Annotated in this window: 13 protein-coding genes; 7 read left to right on the top strand and 6 right to left on the bottom strand. The window is 36.9% G+C overall.

All coding sequences use genetic code 11. From position 1 onward, the window contains the following. Nucleotides 1–53: 53 nt before the first annotated feature. Nucleotides 54–1,256, bottom strand: a complete 1,203-nt coding sequence (gene fabV / locus G5B32_RS09975) for an enoyl-ACP reductase FabV (RefSeq protein WP_165291392.1) — start codon at nt 1,254–1,256, stop codon at nt 54–56. A gap of 167 nt (nt 1,257–1,423) precedes the next feature. On the opposite strand from fabV, the gene G5B32_RS09970 reads away from it, so the two are divergent. Beyond that, on the top strand, nt 1,424–1,828 hold the full coding sequence (locus G5B32_RS09970; RefSeq protein ID WP_165291391.1) for an RDD family protein: 405 nt from the start codon (nt 1,424–1,426) through the stop codon (nt 1,826–1,828). A 34-nt stretch (nt 1,829–1,862) separates the two neighbouring features. On the opposite strand, the gene G5B32_RS09965 is transcribed toward G5B32_RS09970, so the two are convergent. Together G5B32_RS09965 and G5B32_RS09960 are read right to left on the bottom strand one after the other, a co-directional pair. Next, the gene (locus tag G5B32_RS09965; protein WP_165291390.1) at nt 1,863–2,333 is read right to left on the bottom strand and encodes a Dps family protein; all 471 of its coding nucleotides are present in this window, start codon (nt 2,331–2,333) and stop codon (nt 1,863–1,865) included. A gap of 42 nt (nt 2,334–2,375) precedes the next feature. After that, the gene (locus tag G5B32_RS09960) at nt 2,376–3,338 is read right to left on the bottom strand and encodes an aldo/keto reductase (protein WP_165291389.1); all 963 of its coding nucleotides are present in this window, start codon (nt 3,336–3,338) and stop codon (nt 2,376–2,378) included. A gap of 148 nt (nt 3,339–3,486) precedes the next feature. Here G5B32_RS09960 and G5B32_RS09955 point away from each other — a divergent pair, with 148 nt between their 5' ends. From G5B32_RS09955 to G5B32_RS09940, 4 genes are read left to right on the top strand one after another with little or no spacing between them, the layout of a single operon-like run. After that, nucleotides 3,487–5,172 (top strand): RluA family pseudouridine synthase, encoded by a 1,686-nt coding sequence (locus G5B32_RS09955; protein ID WP_165291388.1) that lies wholly within the window; start codon nt 3,487–3,489, stop codon nt 5,170–5,172. 48 nt (nt 5,173–5,220) lie between these two features. Next, nucleotides 5,221–5,793 carry a Crp/Fnr family transcriptional regulator gene (locus G5B32_RS09950; RefSeq protein WP_165291387.1) on the top strand — a complete coding sequence of 191 codons (573 nt, stop codon included), beginning with the start codon at nt 5,221–5,223 and terminating at the stop codon, nt 5,791–5,793. Nucleotides 5,794–5,800: 7 nt separating this feature from the next. After that, a complete protein-coding gene (locus G5B32_RS09945; RefSeq protein WP_165291386.1) occupies nt 5,801–6,370 on the top strand; it encodes a pentapeptide repeat-containing protein in 570 nt (189 codons plus the stop codon). 29 nt (nt 6,371–6,399) lie between these two features. Continuing rightward, on the top strand, nt 6,400–7,095 hold the full coding sequence (locus G5B32_RS09940) for a murein L,D-transpeptidase family protein (RefSeq protein ID WP_206366869.1): 696 nt from the start codon (nt 6,400–6,402) through the stop codon (nt 7,093–7,095). A gap of 179 nt (nt 7,096–7,274) precedes the next feature. Here the strand turns inward: G5B32_RS09940 and dinB are convergent, their stop codons facing one another. Next, entirely contained in the window at nt 7,275–8,453 is a 1,179-nt protein-coding gene (gene dinB, locus G5B32_RS09935) for a DNA polymerase IV (RefSeq protein ID WP_165291385.1), read from the bottom strand. Between the two features lie 194 nt (nt 8,454–8,647). Here dinB and G5B32_RS09930 point away from each other — a divergent pair, with 194 nt between their 5' ends. Further along, nucleotides 8,648–10,675 carry a heavy metal translocating P-type ATPase gene (locus G5B32_RS09930; RefSeq protein WP_165291384.1) on the top strand — a complete coding sequence of 676 codons (2,028 nt, stop codon included), beginning with the start codon at nt 8,648–8,650 and terminating at the stop codon, nt 10,673–10,675. A gap of 91 nt (nt 10,676–10,766) precedes the next feature. Here G5B32_RS09930 and G5B32_RS09925 read toward each other — a convergent pair whose 3' ends face one another. Then, nucleotides 10,767–11,399 carry a sterol desaturase family protein gene (locus G5B32_RS09925; protein WP_240899046.1) on the bottom strand — a complete coding sequence of 211 codons (633 nt, stop codon included), beginning with the start codon at nt 11,397–11,399 and terminating at the stop codon, nt 10,767–10,769. 246 nt (nt 11,400–11,645) lie between these two features. Between G5B32_RS09925 and G5B32_RS09920 the strand changes: the two genes are divergently transcribed. Next, entirely contained in the window at nt 11,646–14,312 is a 2,667-nt protein-coding gene (locus tag G5B32_RS09920) for a DNA gyrase/topoisomerase IV subunit A (protein WP_165291383.1), read from the top strand. Nucleotides 14,313–14,355: 43 nt separating this feature from the next. On the opposite strand, the gene msrA is transcribed toward G5B32_RS09920, so the two are convergent. Next, a complete protein-coding gene (msrA, locus tag G5B32_RS09915) occupies nt 14,356–14,868 on the bottom strand; it encodes a peptide-methionine (S)-S-oxide reductase MsrA (RefSeq protein ID WP_165291382.1) in 513 nt (170 codons plus the stop codon). Nucleotides 14,869–14,890: the final 22 nt, after the last annotated feature.

Below are 14,890 nucleotides of genomic sequence, written 5' to 3'. Positions count from 1 at the left end.
AAAAAGCTCATCAGAAAACTGATGAGCCTTTAGCATATAGTAAAATAAAAATATTATCCTTCAATACTTGGTACGTTAACCACTTCGTTAGTATCGGCTTCGTAATTTACTTCTGGGAAGTTAAAACCAAATAAATTGAAGAAATCATTACGGTATCCTGCGATATCTGAAATTTCTTCTAAGTTTTCAGTCGTTGCTTGTTCCCACAATTTAGCTACTTCAGCTTGTATGTCTTCACGCATTTCCAAATCGTCAACACGAATACGTCCCTTTTCATCCAAAGCTACTTGACCATCTGCAGTGTACAAACGCTCAGCAAATAAACGTTGCATTTGTTCAATAGTACCTTCGTGGATACCCTTTTCTTTCATAACTTTATACAATAAGGAAATGTACAATGGAACTACTGGAATAGCTGATGATGACTGCGTAACCAAAGCTTTATTTACGGATACGTAAGAGATACCATTCACGTCTTTCAAAATATCGTTGATTACTGGTACTGTACCTTCTAAATCGTCTTTTGCACGACCAATAGTACCGTTACGATAGATTGGGTAAGTCAATTCAGGGCCAATATACGAGTACGCTACAGTTTTTACACCGTCAGCTAATACACCCGCAGCTTTCAATTCTTCGATCCAGAATTTCCAATCTTCACCACCCATTACCGCAACTGTATTCGCGATATCTTCGTCAGATTCTACTGGGTTGATTGAAATATCAGAAACTACACCTGAGTGAAAATCTACCGTTTTATCGGTAAAAGGCTGACCAATAGGCTTCAATACCGAAGCATGAGCCACACCAGTCTTAGGATGCGTACGACGTGGAGATGCTAATGAATACACCACTAAATCTACTTGACCTAAATCTTGTTTTATCAATTCAATAGTTTTAGCTTTCACCTCATCAGAGAAAGCATCACCATTGATACTTTTTGCATAAAGACCTGCAGCATGTGCTTCATTTTCAAAAGCTGCAGAATTGTACCAACCTGCTGTACCTGGTTTACCTGGAGCAGCTGGTTTTTCGAAGAAAACACCTATAGTTGCTGCGTCAGAACCAAAAGCCGCTGAAATACGTGATGCTAGACCAAAACCTGTAGAAGCTCCAATAACTAGGACTTTCTTAGGACCGTTAGCAATTTTTCCTTTTGATTTTACATACTCGATTTGGTTTTTGATATGTTGAGCTGTACCTTCTGGATGCGAAGTCAAACATATAAAACCTCTTACACGTGGTTGAATAATCATATTATATTGTTGTAAGGTTATTTACAATTTTATTAAGCTACAAATTAACGGAATTTTTGGGGGATATTGCTATTTAAAATTCAATACTACTTTAAAATTAAATACATTAATTTAATAGAAAGTTACTACTTTAGATTTAAGAATTGAATTATTATAAAAACTTAAATATGGACGAGATAGAAGAATTTGAATTTCCTACTTTACTAACCAGAATACAATCCAGTGTGATTGACTTTGGCGTAATTTTAATCATTATTTTTGTGTTTTCTCAACTCAGTGATTCTATAAACTTTCCCGATTGGATACGAGGTTTTGCTTTACTATTTGTTTTCATTTTATATGAGCCAACTTTACAAACTTTAGGAGGTACAATTGGAAATAGAATTAAAGGAATTAATGTCCGAAAAAATCAAGATGTCGAAAGAAAAATTAATTTTTTCCAAGCGCTGATTCGTTTTATAGTGAAGGTACTCTTGGGATGGGTTTCCTTTTTGACGATTCACAACGATTATAGAAAAAGAGCCATTCATGATTTAGTAGCAGGTACGGTAATGTTGCCATCAAAAAAATAATTTAAAATAAGAAAGAGAGGTTAACCTCTCTTTCTTATTTTAAATGTGCTCTCAGCATCCAAGCTGTCTTCTCATGTTCTTCCATAATGCCGACTAAAAAATCTTCCGTACCTGCGTCTCCATGCTTTTCAACAGTTTCAATATTTTCACGAATTGAAATTATAATACTTTCATAATCGTTCAATAGTGCTTTAATATAACTTTGGCTATCATTTTTCGCTGGTTTATCTTCCGAAAGCTGCGTCAAATCCAAAAATTCCTTTAATGATCCAACGGCATAATGTCCAATAGCACGAACACGTTCTGCTATCTCATCAATGGTTTCTGCCAAAGCATCATAAATAGTTTCGAAAAATAAATGCTGTGCATGAAAATCTGGACCTTCAATATTCCAGTGCGCATTTCTTGCTTTCACATATAATACATTGTGATCCGCTAATAATTTATTTAAAATCTCTGCAACAGCAGCAGTATCTTTCTCCTTAATTCCAATATTTGTTTTCATTGTGTGTATGTTAAGTCGTTATATTTTGTTTCTGTGATGTGGTTAATATTTACTTGCTTCAGTTAATTTTTGAATATCTTCTTCAGCTAATTTAAGCTGCAAGGCGTCTACAAAAGCAACAATATGTTCAGATTTGGTAGCGCTAGCGATAGGTGCCGTAATAGAAGGTTGAGCCAAAAGCCAAGCTAAAGCTACTGCCGAAGGCGAGACATTATATTTTTCTGCAATTTCTTTTTGCGTCTGTACGATTTGTCGACCTCGCTCATTCCAATATTTATCTTTAATACCTTTCCCACGAGAGGTTTTAGCAAAATCTTCTTCCAATTGATATTTTCCACTCAAAAAACCACTCGCTAATGAATAATAAGGAATCACAGCAATTTGTTTTTCTAAAGCTAATTTCTGGTAAAGATTTTCAAATTTTGCTCGATCAAATAAGTTATATTCAGGCTGTAAAGAAATATATTTTGGTAAATTCTTGTCCTCAGCGATATCCAAACTTTCAACCAATCTTTCGGGACCGATATTCGAAGCCCCAATATAACGTACTTTTCCTTCTTTGATTAGATCTTCGTATGCACGTAAGGTTTCTTCAATAGGCGTTACCTCGTCATCATAATGCGTTTGGTACAAATCGATATAATCCGTTTTCAAACGGCGCAACGATTCCTCCACTTGCTCCTTGATATAAGCACCTCTTACATTAGGTTTAGATTCATAACCAAATCGACCTCCTACTTTGGTCATCAAAATAACCTGATCTCTCCTTCCTCGCTGTATCAACCAATTCCCAATAATGGTTTCGGATTCACCACCTTTGTTCCCCTCAACCCAATGCGAATAATTATTCGAGGTATCAATTGCGTTAAAACCTTTGTCCACAAAATCATCCAGAATCTGAAAAGATTTCGGTTCATCTAAAGTCCAACCAAAGACATTTCCGCCAAAAATCAAAGGTGTTATTTGTATATCTGATTGCCCAAACGGTATAGTTTCTATTGTCATAAGTAGTGCTTTTACAGCTCTAAATTAGCGATAAAACCCCGTTTTTGGGGAATATGGTAAGACATAAAATTGTCATTTTGAAATGCTAATTTATATAGCGCAGCTACAGATTTTTCTTAGTAATTTTGCAGTTTATCAAGCAAGAATAATGGCATCCAACATTCCGTTTTTACATTCCTTTCAACACGATATTTCAACCTTAGCGAAACCTGAAAAATTCACTTTCCCTTTTTGTTACGAACCGCATCCTTTCAGTGTTTTAGCTGCAGAACATGTTCAACACTATTTATCAATACAAAAAGATTTTGAACACAATTTCGGTTTGCAAGAAGGCCAAGAAGGTCTTGTGATTGGGAAAATGTTTGGAGTCTTGGTGGTAGAAGACAATAAAGGTAATTTAGGTTATTTAGCAGCTTGTTCTGGAAAATTAGCCAGTACGAACCAACATCGTTATTTCATCCCTCCCATTTTTGACATGCTAGATCCAGAAGGATTTTTCTTGAATGAAGAAGCAACTATTAATACTTTAAATCGTGAGATTGAACTTTTAGAGAAGAATCCAAAAATCCAAGCGTTAAAAGAACAAATAGAAGTTTGCAAAAAGGAGACTGAACAAGAATTGGCGGAAGCTAGAGCGTTGAACAAAAAAAATAAAGCAGAACGTAAAGCTATTCGAACGGCGCAAAAAGAAATTCTTTCACCTGAAGACTACCAAGAGGTCGAACAAGATTTGATCAAACAAAGTTATCGTGACCAACACGAGTACGATGTGTTAAAATCAAACTGCAAAAGTAGGCTAGCTATTCTAGAAGACGAATTAAATGTATTGTTGCAAGAAATTGAGGACAAAAAAGAATTGCGCAGAACTAAATCTTCCACTTTGCAAAATCAACTCTTCGATCAGTATCATTTCTTGAATGCAAAGGGCGAAAAACGTGCTGTTTTGGACATTTTCCAAGAAGCTATTCAAATGCTACCGCCAGCAGGTGCTGGTGAATGCGCTGCTCCGAAATTATTGCAGTATGCCTATTTACATGATTTGAAACCTATTTGTATGGCTGAATTTTGGTGGGGAGCTTCTCCTGCTTCGGAAGTACGCAAACATCAATACTTCTACCCTTCTTGCCGGGGCAAATGTGAACCGATTTTAGGGCATATGTTGCAGGGTCTGGAAGTTGATCCCAATCCCATGCTGGAAAATCCTGCAGCTGAAGTGGATATAGAAGTAATTTACGAAGACGAAGACATTATTGTGGTGAACAAGCCAGCGGAGTTTCTTTCTGTACCGGGAATCAATGTGCAGGATAGTGTGCAAACGCGCATTCTAGCCAGAAATCCAGAAATCACTGGGCCAGTGATTATTCACCGCTTAGATATGTCTACATCGGGCATTTTGGTGATTGCGAAAAATAAAGATGCGCATCAATTTATACAAGATCAATTCATTCGCCATACTGTTGAAAAACGTTACACCGCTCTTTTGGATGGGATAATCAATTCCCAAGATGGAATTATTGATTTGCCTTTGCGTGTAGATTTGGAAGATAGACCACGACAAGTGGTTTGTTATGAATATGGCAAACCTGCTCAAACGAAATATAAAGTCGTAGCGACAGAAAATGGTAGAACCCGAATACATTACTATCCTCTAACAGGGAGAACACATCAATTGCGTGTCCATTCGGCTCACGTCAAAGGTTTGAATACTCCCATTGTGGGTGATGATTTGTATGGAAAACGAGCGTATAGATTGCATTTGCATGCTGGATATATTCAATTTATCCATCCAAAAACGAAACAGGAAGTCACATTTACCGTCGCTGATCCGTTTTAATTTATAGGATTTATTGTTAAATTGGTTAACAATAATTATAAACTAAAAATGGACATCCTCAAACAAGTCTACCAACATCCACTCTTTGAAGCATCAGATTTTGAGTTGATTGCACAAGCACATCAAAAAATCACAGCTCATAAAGGAGAATTATTACTCTCTAAAGGAAAGATTCAAGACGAATATTACATCATCGAATCTGGCTTGGTGCGTGCCTATTTGTACGATTATGAAGGCAATGAAATCACGACGGATTTTAAAGGAAATAATGAGGTCGTGATCGATGTAGCTTCTATATTTCCGCGTGTTCCTTCGCAAGAATATATTCAATGTTTGACGGATTGTAGTTTATACAAGATTAGTTATGACGATTTTCAAGAACTGTTTCACAAAATACCTGCTATGCGCGAATGGGGTCGCGCTTGGATGTCCTATGAGTTGTATTTGAGCAAAAAAAGAGCGACAGAAATCATTACGGAACCCGCATCAAAACGATATTTGCAATTAATCCAGGAAAAGCCGCAAATCATCCAGCAGGCGCCATTGAAACATATCGCAACTTACTTGGGTATTACGGATACTTCATTAAGTCGTATTCGCAAAGAAGTGGCTTATTTATAAATTTTGAATGAATTTAATAGAAGACAAAACCTTTCAGAAAATAGACTTTCAAGCAGAAAGCATTGAAATTACCGAATACGAATATTGCCGATTTGAACACTGCAATTTTGAAACGACGGTATTAAATGGAATCAAATTTATAGACTGTGAGTTTGTGCATTGTAACCTGAGTTTAGCCAAGATAGAAAATACCATGTTTCAAGATTGTAAATTCACCCATTGTAAGGTTTTGGGTTTACTTTTCCCTACAGCAAATCTATTTAACATCGGTTTTAGTTTTACAGAATCCATTTTGGATCACTGTTCTTTCGCTGGTTTGAAATTAAACAAGACCAAATTTAAATCCTGTAGAATGCACGAAGTAGATTTTGAAAGCACCGAACTCAAAGAAGCTATTTTTGAAAATTGTGACTTACATCGTGCAACTTTTTATCAAAGTAATTTGGAGAAAGCTGATTTTTCAACGGCATATAACTTCCAACTTGATCCCGAAGCAAATCGTGTCACTGGAGCTAAATTTGATCTACAAAGTTTGCCCGCACTATTGACCAAATACAAATTGCGTATCCAATCGTGAGAACTTTACTTTATTTACTTTTTATTTGCATGATGACAAATTGCAACTCCACTCCTACTCAAACTCAATCCCCAGAAGAAGATAGAGTACAAACCGTCATTACTGAGAAAGGTAGTTTAATCTTAGAAAATCTTCAGAATTATCAATTAGATAGTACGGATTTGAACATATTATTCGTTGCGTACAAAGAGTTGGATAGATTGGATTTATTTGCAAAATCTACCAGCCAAGAAAATTACAGACTCATTCAGCAATACCCGATCTGTGCGCGTTCTGGAAAATTAGGACCTAAAAAAGCGGAAGGCGACAAGCAAGTTCCAGAGGGATTCTACACTATCAACCGCTTCAATCCCAAAAGCAAATTTTACTTATCCTTGGGATTAAATTACCCCAATGCATTTGACTTAGCACATAATTATACGGGGTCGGATATTTTTATTCATGGCAAATGTGAAACTGTAGGCTGTCTCCCCATGACAGATGATTTGATGAAAGAAATTTATCTCTACGCTTTGTGGGCAAAAGATTCTGGACAGCAGAATATTCCTGTTTATATCTTTCCGTTTGAAATGACTGAGGAAAATATGCTGATCTACAAACCACAAGTAAATGACGATACTTTTTCTTTTTGGCAAAATATTCAACAAGGTTATCAGCTATTTCAAGAATCCAAGAAAGAAGTAACTTTTGAGGTAATTGACAGGAAATATCATTTTGCTTATTAACTTCTCTTTTCATGTCTTTTAGATTCCTCCTATCGTCGGAATGACGAGGCTAAATTACGTCATATCGACCATCGGGAGATATCTAATCGATTACGAATTACAAGGATACTTTGTAACTACATTCTTTCGAACGGTACGTCGTGCCGTAAGAAATCTTTTGTGGCTTCTTACTTCTTTTCCTAACTGGCTTTATTAGGTTTAGCAGGAATGGAAATCGCTCTTTTTATTACTTCATCACCAAAACGATTACGCATCGCGTCCATAGCTTGATACAAACGAACGGCTTCTTCGGTATCTTCGAAAAGATTAATCTGCTGCGAGCCTTGCACCAAGTGACTGAAACGTACACCTATCAAGCGAACCAGCATCCGTTTCTCGTATAATTTAGCAAAAAGTTCCTTCGCCTTTCGAATCAATACCGCATCCGAAGCCGTGTACGAAATCACCATTTGCTTACTCACGGTATCAAAATTGGAATACCGTAACTTCACTGTAATACATCCCGTCAACTTTCCACTTTGACGAAGCTGAAAAGCCAACTTTTCGGTCATTCGGATAATTTCACTGTTCAAAAATTTCAAATCAATAGTGTCCTGCTGAAAAGTTTCCTCCGTACCTATACTTTTCTGTTCGGAATATGGAACTATAGGCGTAGGATCAATACCATTCGCTTTGCGCGATAAATCTATTCCATTCTTGCCCAACAAATTTTGCATCATCGGAATAGGAATTTCGCTCAATACCTTAATGGTACGAACCCCCATTTGCTGCAGCAGTGCGGAAGTCTTCTGCCCTATACCAGGCATACGGTCAATATGCAATGGCGCTAAATAGGATTTCTCCAAGCCATGTGCTATTTCTTTTCGACCATCAGGCTTTGCATCATCCGTCGCTACCTTACTGACCAATTTATTCGAAGCCAAAGCGTAGCTAATCGGAAGTCCTGACTCTTTGCGAATACGCTCTTTGAGTTCAACCATAAATTGGCTACAGCCAAAAAAGCGATCTACCCCCGTTAAATCCACATAAAACTCATCGATACTTGCCTTTTCCATGACCGGAACAGTGTCCGCGACCACATCCGTCACCAAGCGAGAATAATAACTGTAGCTATCTGAATCGCCACGCACGACTATCGCATGCGGACATAAACGTAAAGCCAACTTCATTGGCATAGCACTATGAACACCAAATTTTCGGGTCTCATAGCTACATGCTGCCACCACGCCACGATCACTCAACCCTCCCACAATAAGAGGTTTACCCACAAATTGACTATTCTTTAATCGCTCTACACTGACGAAAAAAGTATCCAAATCCAAATGTGCTACAAACCGTTTTGTATCCTGCCAATCCATGTTATCACCAAAAAACTAGACCTCAAAAATACTAAAATTTTTAGTAAAAAATTATTCTATTATATATTTCTTATACATATTCGCTAAGCAGGGACAATTTCCCATCAGTTGGAAAAAAACAGAAAAGATTAATTATATTTAGATATATTAAAAGCCAAACCTCACAATCACCTCACAGTGAAAAATAGTACTGCATGGCACAAGAACATACACACAATGAAAAAGTAGCAGAACAATTATGCGGTACGCAAAATTGTAAAGTCAATAATCATACGGAGAAGGTGATTAAAGGCCATAATCATGCACATGATCACGGAGAACATGATCATGACCATAGTAATATGAGTGGCAATATAGGAATGTTATTCTTACCTTCGAGCGTATCATTTATTTTATTAATCATCGCCATACTCTTGGACAATTGGTGGCCGCAAGATTGGTTTTCGGGGGCAATACGCTTTATTTGGTACCTCATCGCTTATGGAATAGTCGGATTTCCTGTTATCAAAGATGCTTTTGTAAGCATACGTAAGGGAGATGTATTCTCCGAATTTTTGCTTATGACAATCGCAACAGTAGGAGCTTTTGCTATCAAAGAATATCCAGAAGCTGTAGCTGTGATGCTTTTCTATTCAGTAGGGGAAGTTTTCCAGTCGATGGCGGTATCTCGCGCTAAAAAGAATATAAAATCATTATTGGATCAACGCCCTGATGAAGTCACCATCCTTCAAAATGGACTACCAAAGACTATACCTGCCACAAAAGCTACCATTGGGGATACCATTCAACTTAAACCAGGAGAAAAATTAGGATTGGATGGTGAATTAATTTCTGATACCGCTACATTCAATACTGCTGCACTTACGGGAGAAAGCAAGCCTTACTCAAAACAACAAGGCGAGCAAGTGCTGGCTGGAATGATAAACCTCAATACGGTAGCTCAAGTACGAGTTACCACAGCGTATGAAGATAGCAAACTGAGCAAAATATTAGAACTGGTTCAAAATGCTTCATCGCAGAAAGCCCCTACAGAACTATTTATTCGCAAGTTTGCTAAAATATATACTCCAATTGTAGTAGCATTGGCCCTTTGTATATGTTTAGTTCCCGCGATGATAGTAGAGAATTATGTTTTTAATCAATGGCTATACAGAGCATTAATTTTCTTGGTTATCTCCTGTCCTTGTGCATTGGTAATTTCTATTCCGTTAGGTTATTTTGGAGGAATAGGTGCTGCGAGCAAAAACGGTATTCTGTTCAAAGGGTCAAACTACCTAGATACACTGGCAAACATCCAACACATTGTGATGGATAAAACAGGTACATTGACCGAAGGTGTTTTTCAGGTACAAGAAATCAATTTTCAGCCAGAAGTAGACAAAGAATACATGCTTTCCATTGTGAACGCTGTAGAAAGCCAAAGTACGCACCCCATCGCTACCGCCATTCAGGAGTATGCTGGAAAAGTAGATTCTACTATTAAACTGGAAAATACAGAAGAGATTCCTGGACACGGACTACGTTCCCTCGTAGAAGGAAAAGAGGTTTTAGTAGGAAATTTTAAGCTTTTAGATAAATACAATATTAGCTACAACACTAATGCAGCAAAAATTGTTTACACGACTTTGGCTGTGGCGTTTGATAAAAAATATGTAGGCTATATCACGATTGCAGATACCATTAAAGAAGATGCAGCAAATACGATACAACAATTAAACAACCTCGGGGTTAAAACCACCATGCTTAGTGGTGATAAGGAAACTGTTGTTCAACATGTAGCAGACCAATTGGGAATAAAACAGGCTTATGGAAATTTGTTGCCCGAGGATAAGGTCAATCAAGTAAAGGTAATAAAAGCATTAAACCAGAAAGTAGCCTTTGTAGGAGACGGCGTCAATGATGCTCCCGTAGTAGCCTTAAGCGATGTGGGAATTGCAATGGGTGGCCTAGGTTCGGATGCTACTATAGAAACAGCAGATGTCGTAATCCAAGACGACAAACCTTCTAAATTACCTTTAGCAATTCGAATAGGAAAAAAAACAAAAACTATTGTGTGGCAAAATATAACACTAGCTTTTGTGGTAAAAGCCGCTGTTTTAATTTTAGGTGCAGGAGGATTAGCTACGATGTGGGAAGCGGTTTTTGCGGACGTTGGTGTTTCGTTAATTGCGATTTTAAATGCTATTAGAATTCAAAAAGACTTCACAACCAAAACTATATAATGCCTTTGAAAAAATATTAGCATTTTTCACAACATGTGGAAGCGCCTTAAAATCACACTAACAGAATAAAAGCAATCTTTTCAGATTGCTTTTATTTTATTTCTTTCTTCGGAAAACCTGAATTGAAAACTTTGTCCCATATAGCTGAGCTTACACCAAATCCCTTTTCTGGATCGGAATAATGATGCAACATATGATGATCCTTTATTTTCTTAAATATGCCAGATTTAAAATTTGCATGATGCATTGCATAGTGACATTCGTCATAGATCAGATACCCAAACAAAAATCCAGCGAAGAAAGCTGCTAAAGTGAACTCTCCAAAAAAAGCATAAAATATAAAATAAATAATCGTAGCCATGGGAATACTAGCAGACAAAGGCATTACCAAACGCAAACGATCTTTAGGATAATCATGGTGTACGCCATGAAAAATAAAATGGATTCGTTGTCCCCAAGCACTTTTTGGATGAAAATGAAATACCCAACGGTGTAATACATATTCAGCTAAAGTCCAAAACGCCAATCCGAATAGAAAATAACCGAAAACTGCGCTTGCACTCATTTCTCCTACTACATATGCCTTACGAATAAAATAAATAATAACAGGGATCCAAAAAATAAGAGGAACAGAATAATGTACTTTTGTCAATGACTCTAAAAAGTCATTTTTAAACATCCGCGTACTTTCGGTAGAATTTGATACGTAATTTCTCTTGGCCATAACACAATAATCATTTTAGAATTGAGTGGTAGTAAAGGAAGAAACCTTTTCTATCTATTGCCACAAAATTAATACCTAAATATTTTCAGCAAAAATGGTAATTGTCATATTTACGTACTTTTTGACTAAATGAAAAATTTAGTCAAATTTAATCTCATTTTATTATAAGCCGCATTTGATAGAAATTTGTAATTTTACCAAATTCAAAAACTTGAATCCGTATAACAATCAAATAATAAAACATAGATGATTGACGAAACGATTAACCCAGAAGATAACAGTCAAGATCATAATTCATCGCCTGAAAACGAACATGCCAGCAATACAATTCCCTTATCGGGACTGTATGAAAATTGGTTTTTGGATTATGCTTCATATGTGATTTTGGATCGTGCAGTACCACATATCAATGATGGTTTTAAGCCTGTACAACGTAGAATTTTACACTCTTTCAAAGAAAAAGATGATGGAAGATTCAACAAAATTGCCAACGTAGTAGGTCATACCATGCAGTACCATCCGCATGGGGACGCTTCCATTGGTGACGCTATCGTGCAGTTGGGACAAAAAGACTTATTGATTGATTGTCAAGGTAACTGGGGAGATCCTGTAACAGGTGACTCGGCTGCTGCTTCGCGTTATATTGAAGGACGTTTGTCCAAATTTGCCAATGATGTCGTGTTTAATCCAGATACTACAGAATGGCAACTAAGCTATGACGGCCGTAACAAAGAACCTATTACTTTACCTGTTAAGTTTCCTTTATTATTAGCTCAGGGAGCTGAAGGTATCGCTGTGGGCTTGGCAACGAAGATTATGCCACACAATTTCATCGAATTAATCGATGGGTCTATTCAAGTATTGAAAGGTGAACGCCCAAACTTATATCCGGACTTCCCAACAGGTGGATATGCGGATATCTCGAACTATAACGAAGGTCAACGTGGTGGTAAAATTCGTGTGCGAGCTAAAATCGAAGAACGAGACAAAAAGACTTTAGCTATCACTGAAATTCCTTTCGGAACGACAACGGGTAGTTTGATTGAAAGCATTGTCTCAGCAAATGACAAAGGCAAAATCAAAATCAAAAAGATTGAAGATAATACGGCAAAAGATGTAGAAATCATGATTCATTTGGCACCGGGTATTTCGCCAGATGTAACTATTGATGCATTATATGCCTTCACTTCTTGTGAATCTTCTATCTCTCCAAATACTTGTGTTATCAAAGATGACAAACCACATTTTATGAGTGTGAACGACATCTTAATTGAAAACACTTTACAAACTAAAGAACTTCTAAAACGTGAATTGGAGATTCGTCTTAATGAGCTTCAAGAAAAAATATTCTTTAATTCCCTGCTTAAGATTTTCATTCAAGAAGGCATGTACAAACATCCGGATTATGAAAATGCAGGTAATTTTGAGACCGTTGTAGAAGTTTTGAATAGATTATTCACACCTTTCTTCGATCAATTCTACCGAGAAATTCTTCCAGAAGATTACAAAAAGCTAATAGATAAGCCGATGAGTAGCATCACACGTTTTGATGTGAAAAAAGCGGACGAGCAAATGAAGGCTTTGAGTGATGAGATCAAGGAAGTAAAGAAAAACCTGAAGCATCTTACAGAATACGCGATTGAATGGTTTGAATATTTACGTTCGAAGTATGCTAAAGGTCGTGAGCGTAAAACTGAATTGCGCGTATTTGACAAAGTAGAAGCTACACAAGTAGCTTTAGCCAATGCTAAATTATACGTGAACCGTGCAGAAGGATTTATCGGCACGGCAATGAAGAAAGATGAATTCGTTACGGATTGTTCGGACATAGATGATATCATTGTCTTCCGCGAGGACGGTAAATATAGTGTGGTCAAAGTGCAGGATAAAGTCTTTGTAGGAAAAGATATTATTCACGTTGCTGTTTTCAAAAAAGGTGACGAGCGTACGATTTATAATGCGATCTATCGTGACGGCACGCAAGGAAATACGTACGTAAAACGTTTCGCAGTGACAGCAGTTACACGTGAAAAAGAATATGACGTAACCAAAGAAACTAAAGGTTCAAAAATACTTTATTTCACCGCGAATCCAAATGGTGAAGCCGAAGTGGTTAATGTACAATTGAAACCGCATACGAAATTACGTAAACTTACTTTTGATTTAGATTTTGCAGAAATCGCTATCAAAGGAAAAGGTTCCATGGGTAACTTGGTTTCTAAATACCCTGTGAAGAAAATTACCTTTAAGAGCGCGGGTGTATCGACACTTGCTGGACGCAAAATTTGGTACGATGATGTACTGAAAAGATTAAATGCTGATGAGCGCGGCAAATTCTTAGGTGAATTTGATGGGGAAGACAAGATTTTGATGGTTTTCAAAGATGGATCATACGAGCTTTCTAATTTTGATTTGAGTAATCACTTCGATGAAAAGATGATTCGTATCGAGAAATTCTATCCTGATCACGTGTATACCGCTGTACATCAAGATGGAAAATCAGGCGCTTATTATGTAAAACGTTTTGTATTCGATGAGATTCCATTAGGCAAACGTGTTTCTATCATAAATGAAGAACCAGGTTCAAAATTGATTTTATTGACAAATAATTTGAATCCAGTTGTTAAAATCAAACAGCTAAAAGGAAAATCTCAAGTAGAAGAAACTATCGAACAGCCGCTAAATGAGTTGATCGATATCAAAAAGATAAAAGCACAAGGAAATCGTCTTTCTTTCCATAATGTACAGACTGTAAAAGCACTGACCGAAGAAATCGATTTGGCTAATCCACCAAAAGACGAAGAGAAAAAGTCAGAAGACGCAGCACAAGAAGATACGAATTCGGTACCCTTAGAAATTACTAATCCAGATGATATTCAGATTAGTGATGACGGACAGATAGGATTATTTTAATAAAATAACAAATAAGGCTCGCTAGCGCGAGCCTTATTTGTTACTATTTCAATGTCTTTAAATATTTTGTCAATTTCGGCGCAATAACTGCAGAACAAAATGGATTTTCTGGATTACGATTGAAGTAATTTATATGATAATCCTCTGCCGGCCAAAAAGCAGAAGCCTCTTCTACCGCTGTAACAATTGGATCATCAAAAACTTTAGCTGCTTCCAACCCTTGTATAAATTTCTCTGTCTGTTCTTTCTGTTCTTCACTGTGATAAAAAACTACAGATCGGTATTGTGTTCCTACATCTACTCCTTGACGGTTTAACGTTGTAGGATCATGCGTTTTAAAGAATACCGCTAATAAATCCTCAAAAGAAACTTTTGTTTCATCAAAATCCAAATGAACTACTTCTACATGTCCTGTAGCTCCAGAACAAACTTGTTCATACGTGGGATTTTTTCTTTTTCCACCCATATAGCCAGGTAAAACAGAATTAACCCCTTCGGTATTTAAAAAGATTATTTCGGTACACCAAAAACAGCCTCCGCCAAACGTTGCTTTCATATATTTTTACATTATTTATCAC

It is taken from the genome of Sphingobacterium sp. SGL-16 (assembly GCF_011043515.1).
In the GTDB taxonomy this organism is placed as follows: Bacteria; Bacteroidota; Bacteroidia; order Sphingobacteriales; family Sphingobacteriaceae; genus Sphingobacterium; species Sphingobacterium litopenaei.
Note: the sequence above shows the minus strand (reverse complement) of the source record. Positions and strands in the feature narration are given on the sequence as shown.

What these genes read in the sequence shown, in the direction of transcription:
- fabV (WP_165291392.1), bottom strand. Translation starts at nt 1,256, where the DNA reads ATGATTATTCAACCACGTGTAAGAGGTTTTATATGTTTGACTTCGCAT.
- G5B32_RS09970 (WP_165291391.1), top strand. Translation starts at nt 1,424, where the DNA reads ATGGACGAGATAGAAGAATTTGAATTTCCTACTTTACTAACCAGAATA.
- G5B32_RS09965 (WP_165291390.1), bottom strand. Translation starts at nt 2,333, where the DNA reads ATGAAAACAAATATTGGAATTAAGGAGAAAGATACTGCTGCTGTTGCA.
- G5B32_RS09960 (WP_165291389.1), bottom strand. Translation starts at nt 3,338, where the DNA reads ATGACAATAGAAACTATACCGTTTGGGCAATCAGATATACAAATAACA.
- G5B32_RS09955 (WP_165291388.1), top strand. Translation starts at nt 3,487, where the DNA reads ATGGCATCCAACATTCCGTTTTTACATTCCTTTCAACACGATATTTCA.
- G5B32_RS09950 (WP_165291387.1), top strand. Translation starts at nt 5,221, where the DNA reads ATGGACATCCTCAAACAAGTCTACCAACATCCACTCTTTGAAGCATCA.
- G5B32_RS09945 (WP_165291386.1), top strand. Translation starts at nt 5,801, where the DNA reads ATGAATTTAATAGAAGACAAAACCTTTCAGAAAATAGACTTTCAAGCA.
- G5B32_RS09940 (WP_206366869.1), top strand. Translation starts at nt 6,400, where the DNA reads ATGATGACAAATTGCAACTCCACTCCTACTCAAACTCAATCCCCAGAA.
- dinB (WP_165291385.1), bottom strand. Translation starts at nt 8,453, where the DNA reads ATGGATTGGCAGGATACAAAACGGTTTGTAGCACATTTGGATTTGGAT.
- G5B32_RS09930 (WP_165291384.1), top strand. Translation starts at nt 8,648, where the DNA reads ATGGCACAAGAACATACACACAATGAAAAAGTAGCAGAACAATTATGC.
- G5B32_RS09925 (WP_240899046.1), bottom strand. Translation starts at nt 11,399, where the DNA reads ATGGCCAAGAGAAATTACGTATCAAATTCTACCGAAAGTACGCGGATG.
- G5B32_RS09920 (WP_165291383.1), top strand. Translation starts at nt 11,646, where the DNA reads ATGATTGACGAAACGATTAACCCAGAAGATAACAGTCAAGATCATAAT.
- msrA (WP_165291382.1), bottom strand. Translation starts at nt 14,868, where the DNA reads ATGAAAGCAACGTTTGGCGGAGGCTGTTTTTGGTGTACCGAAATAATC.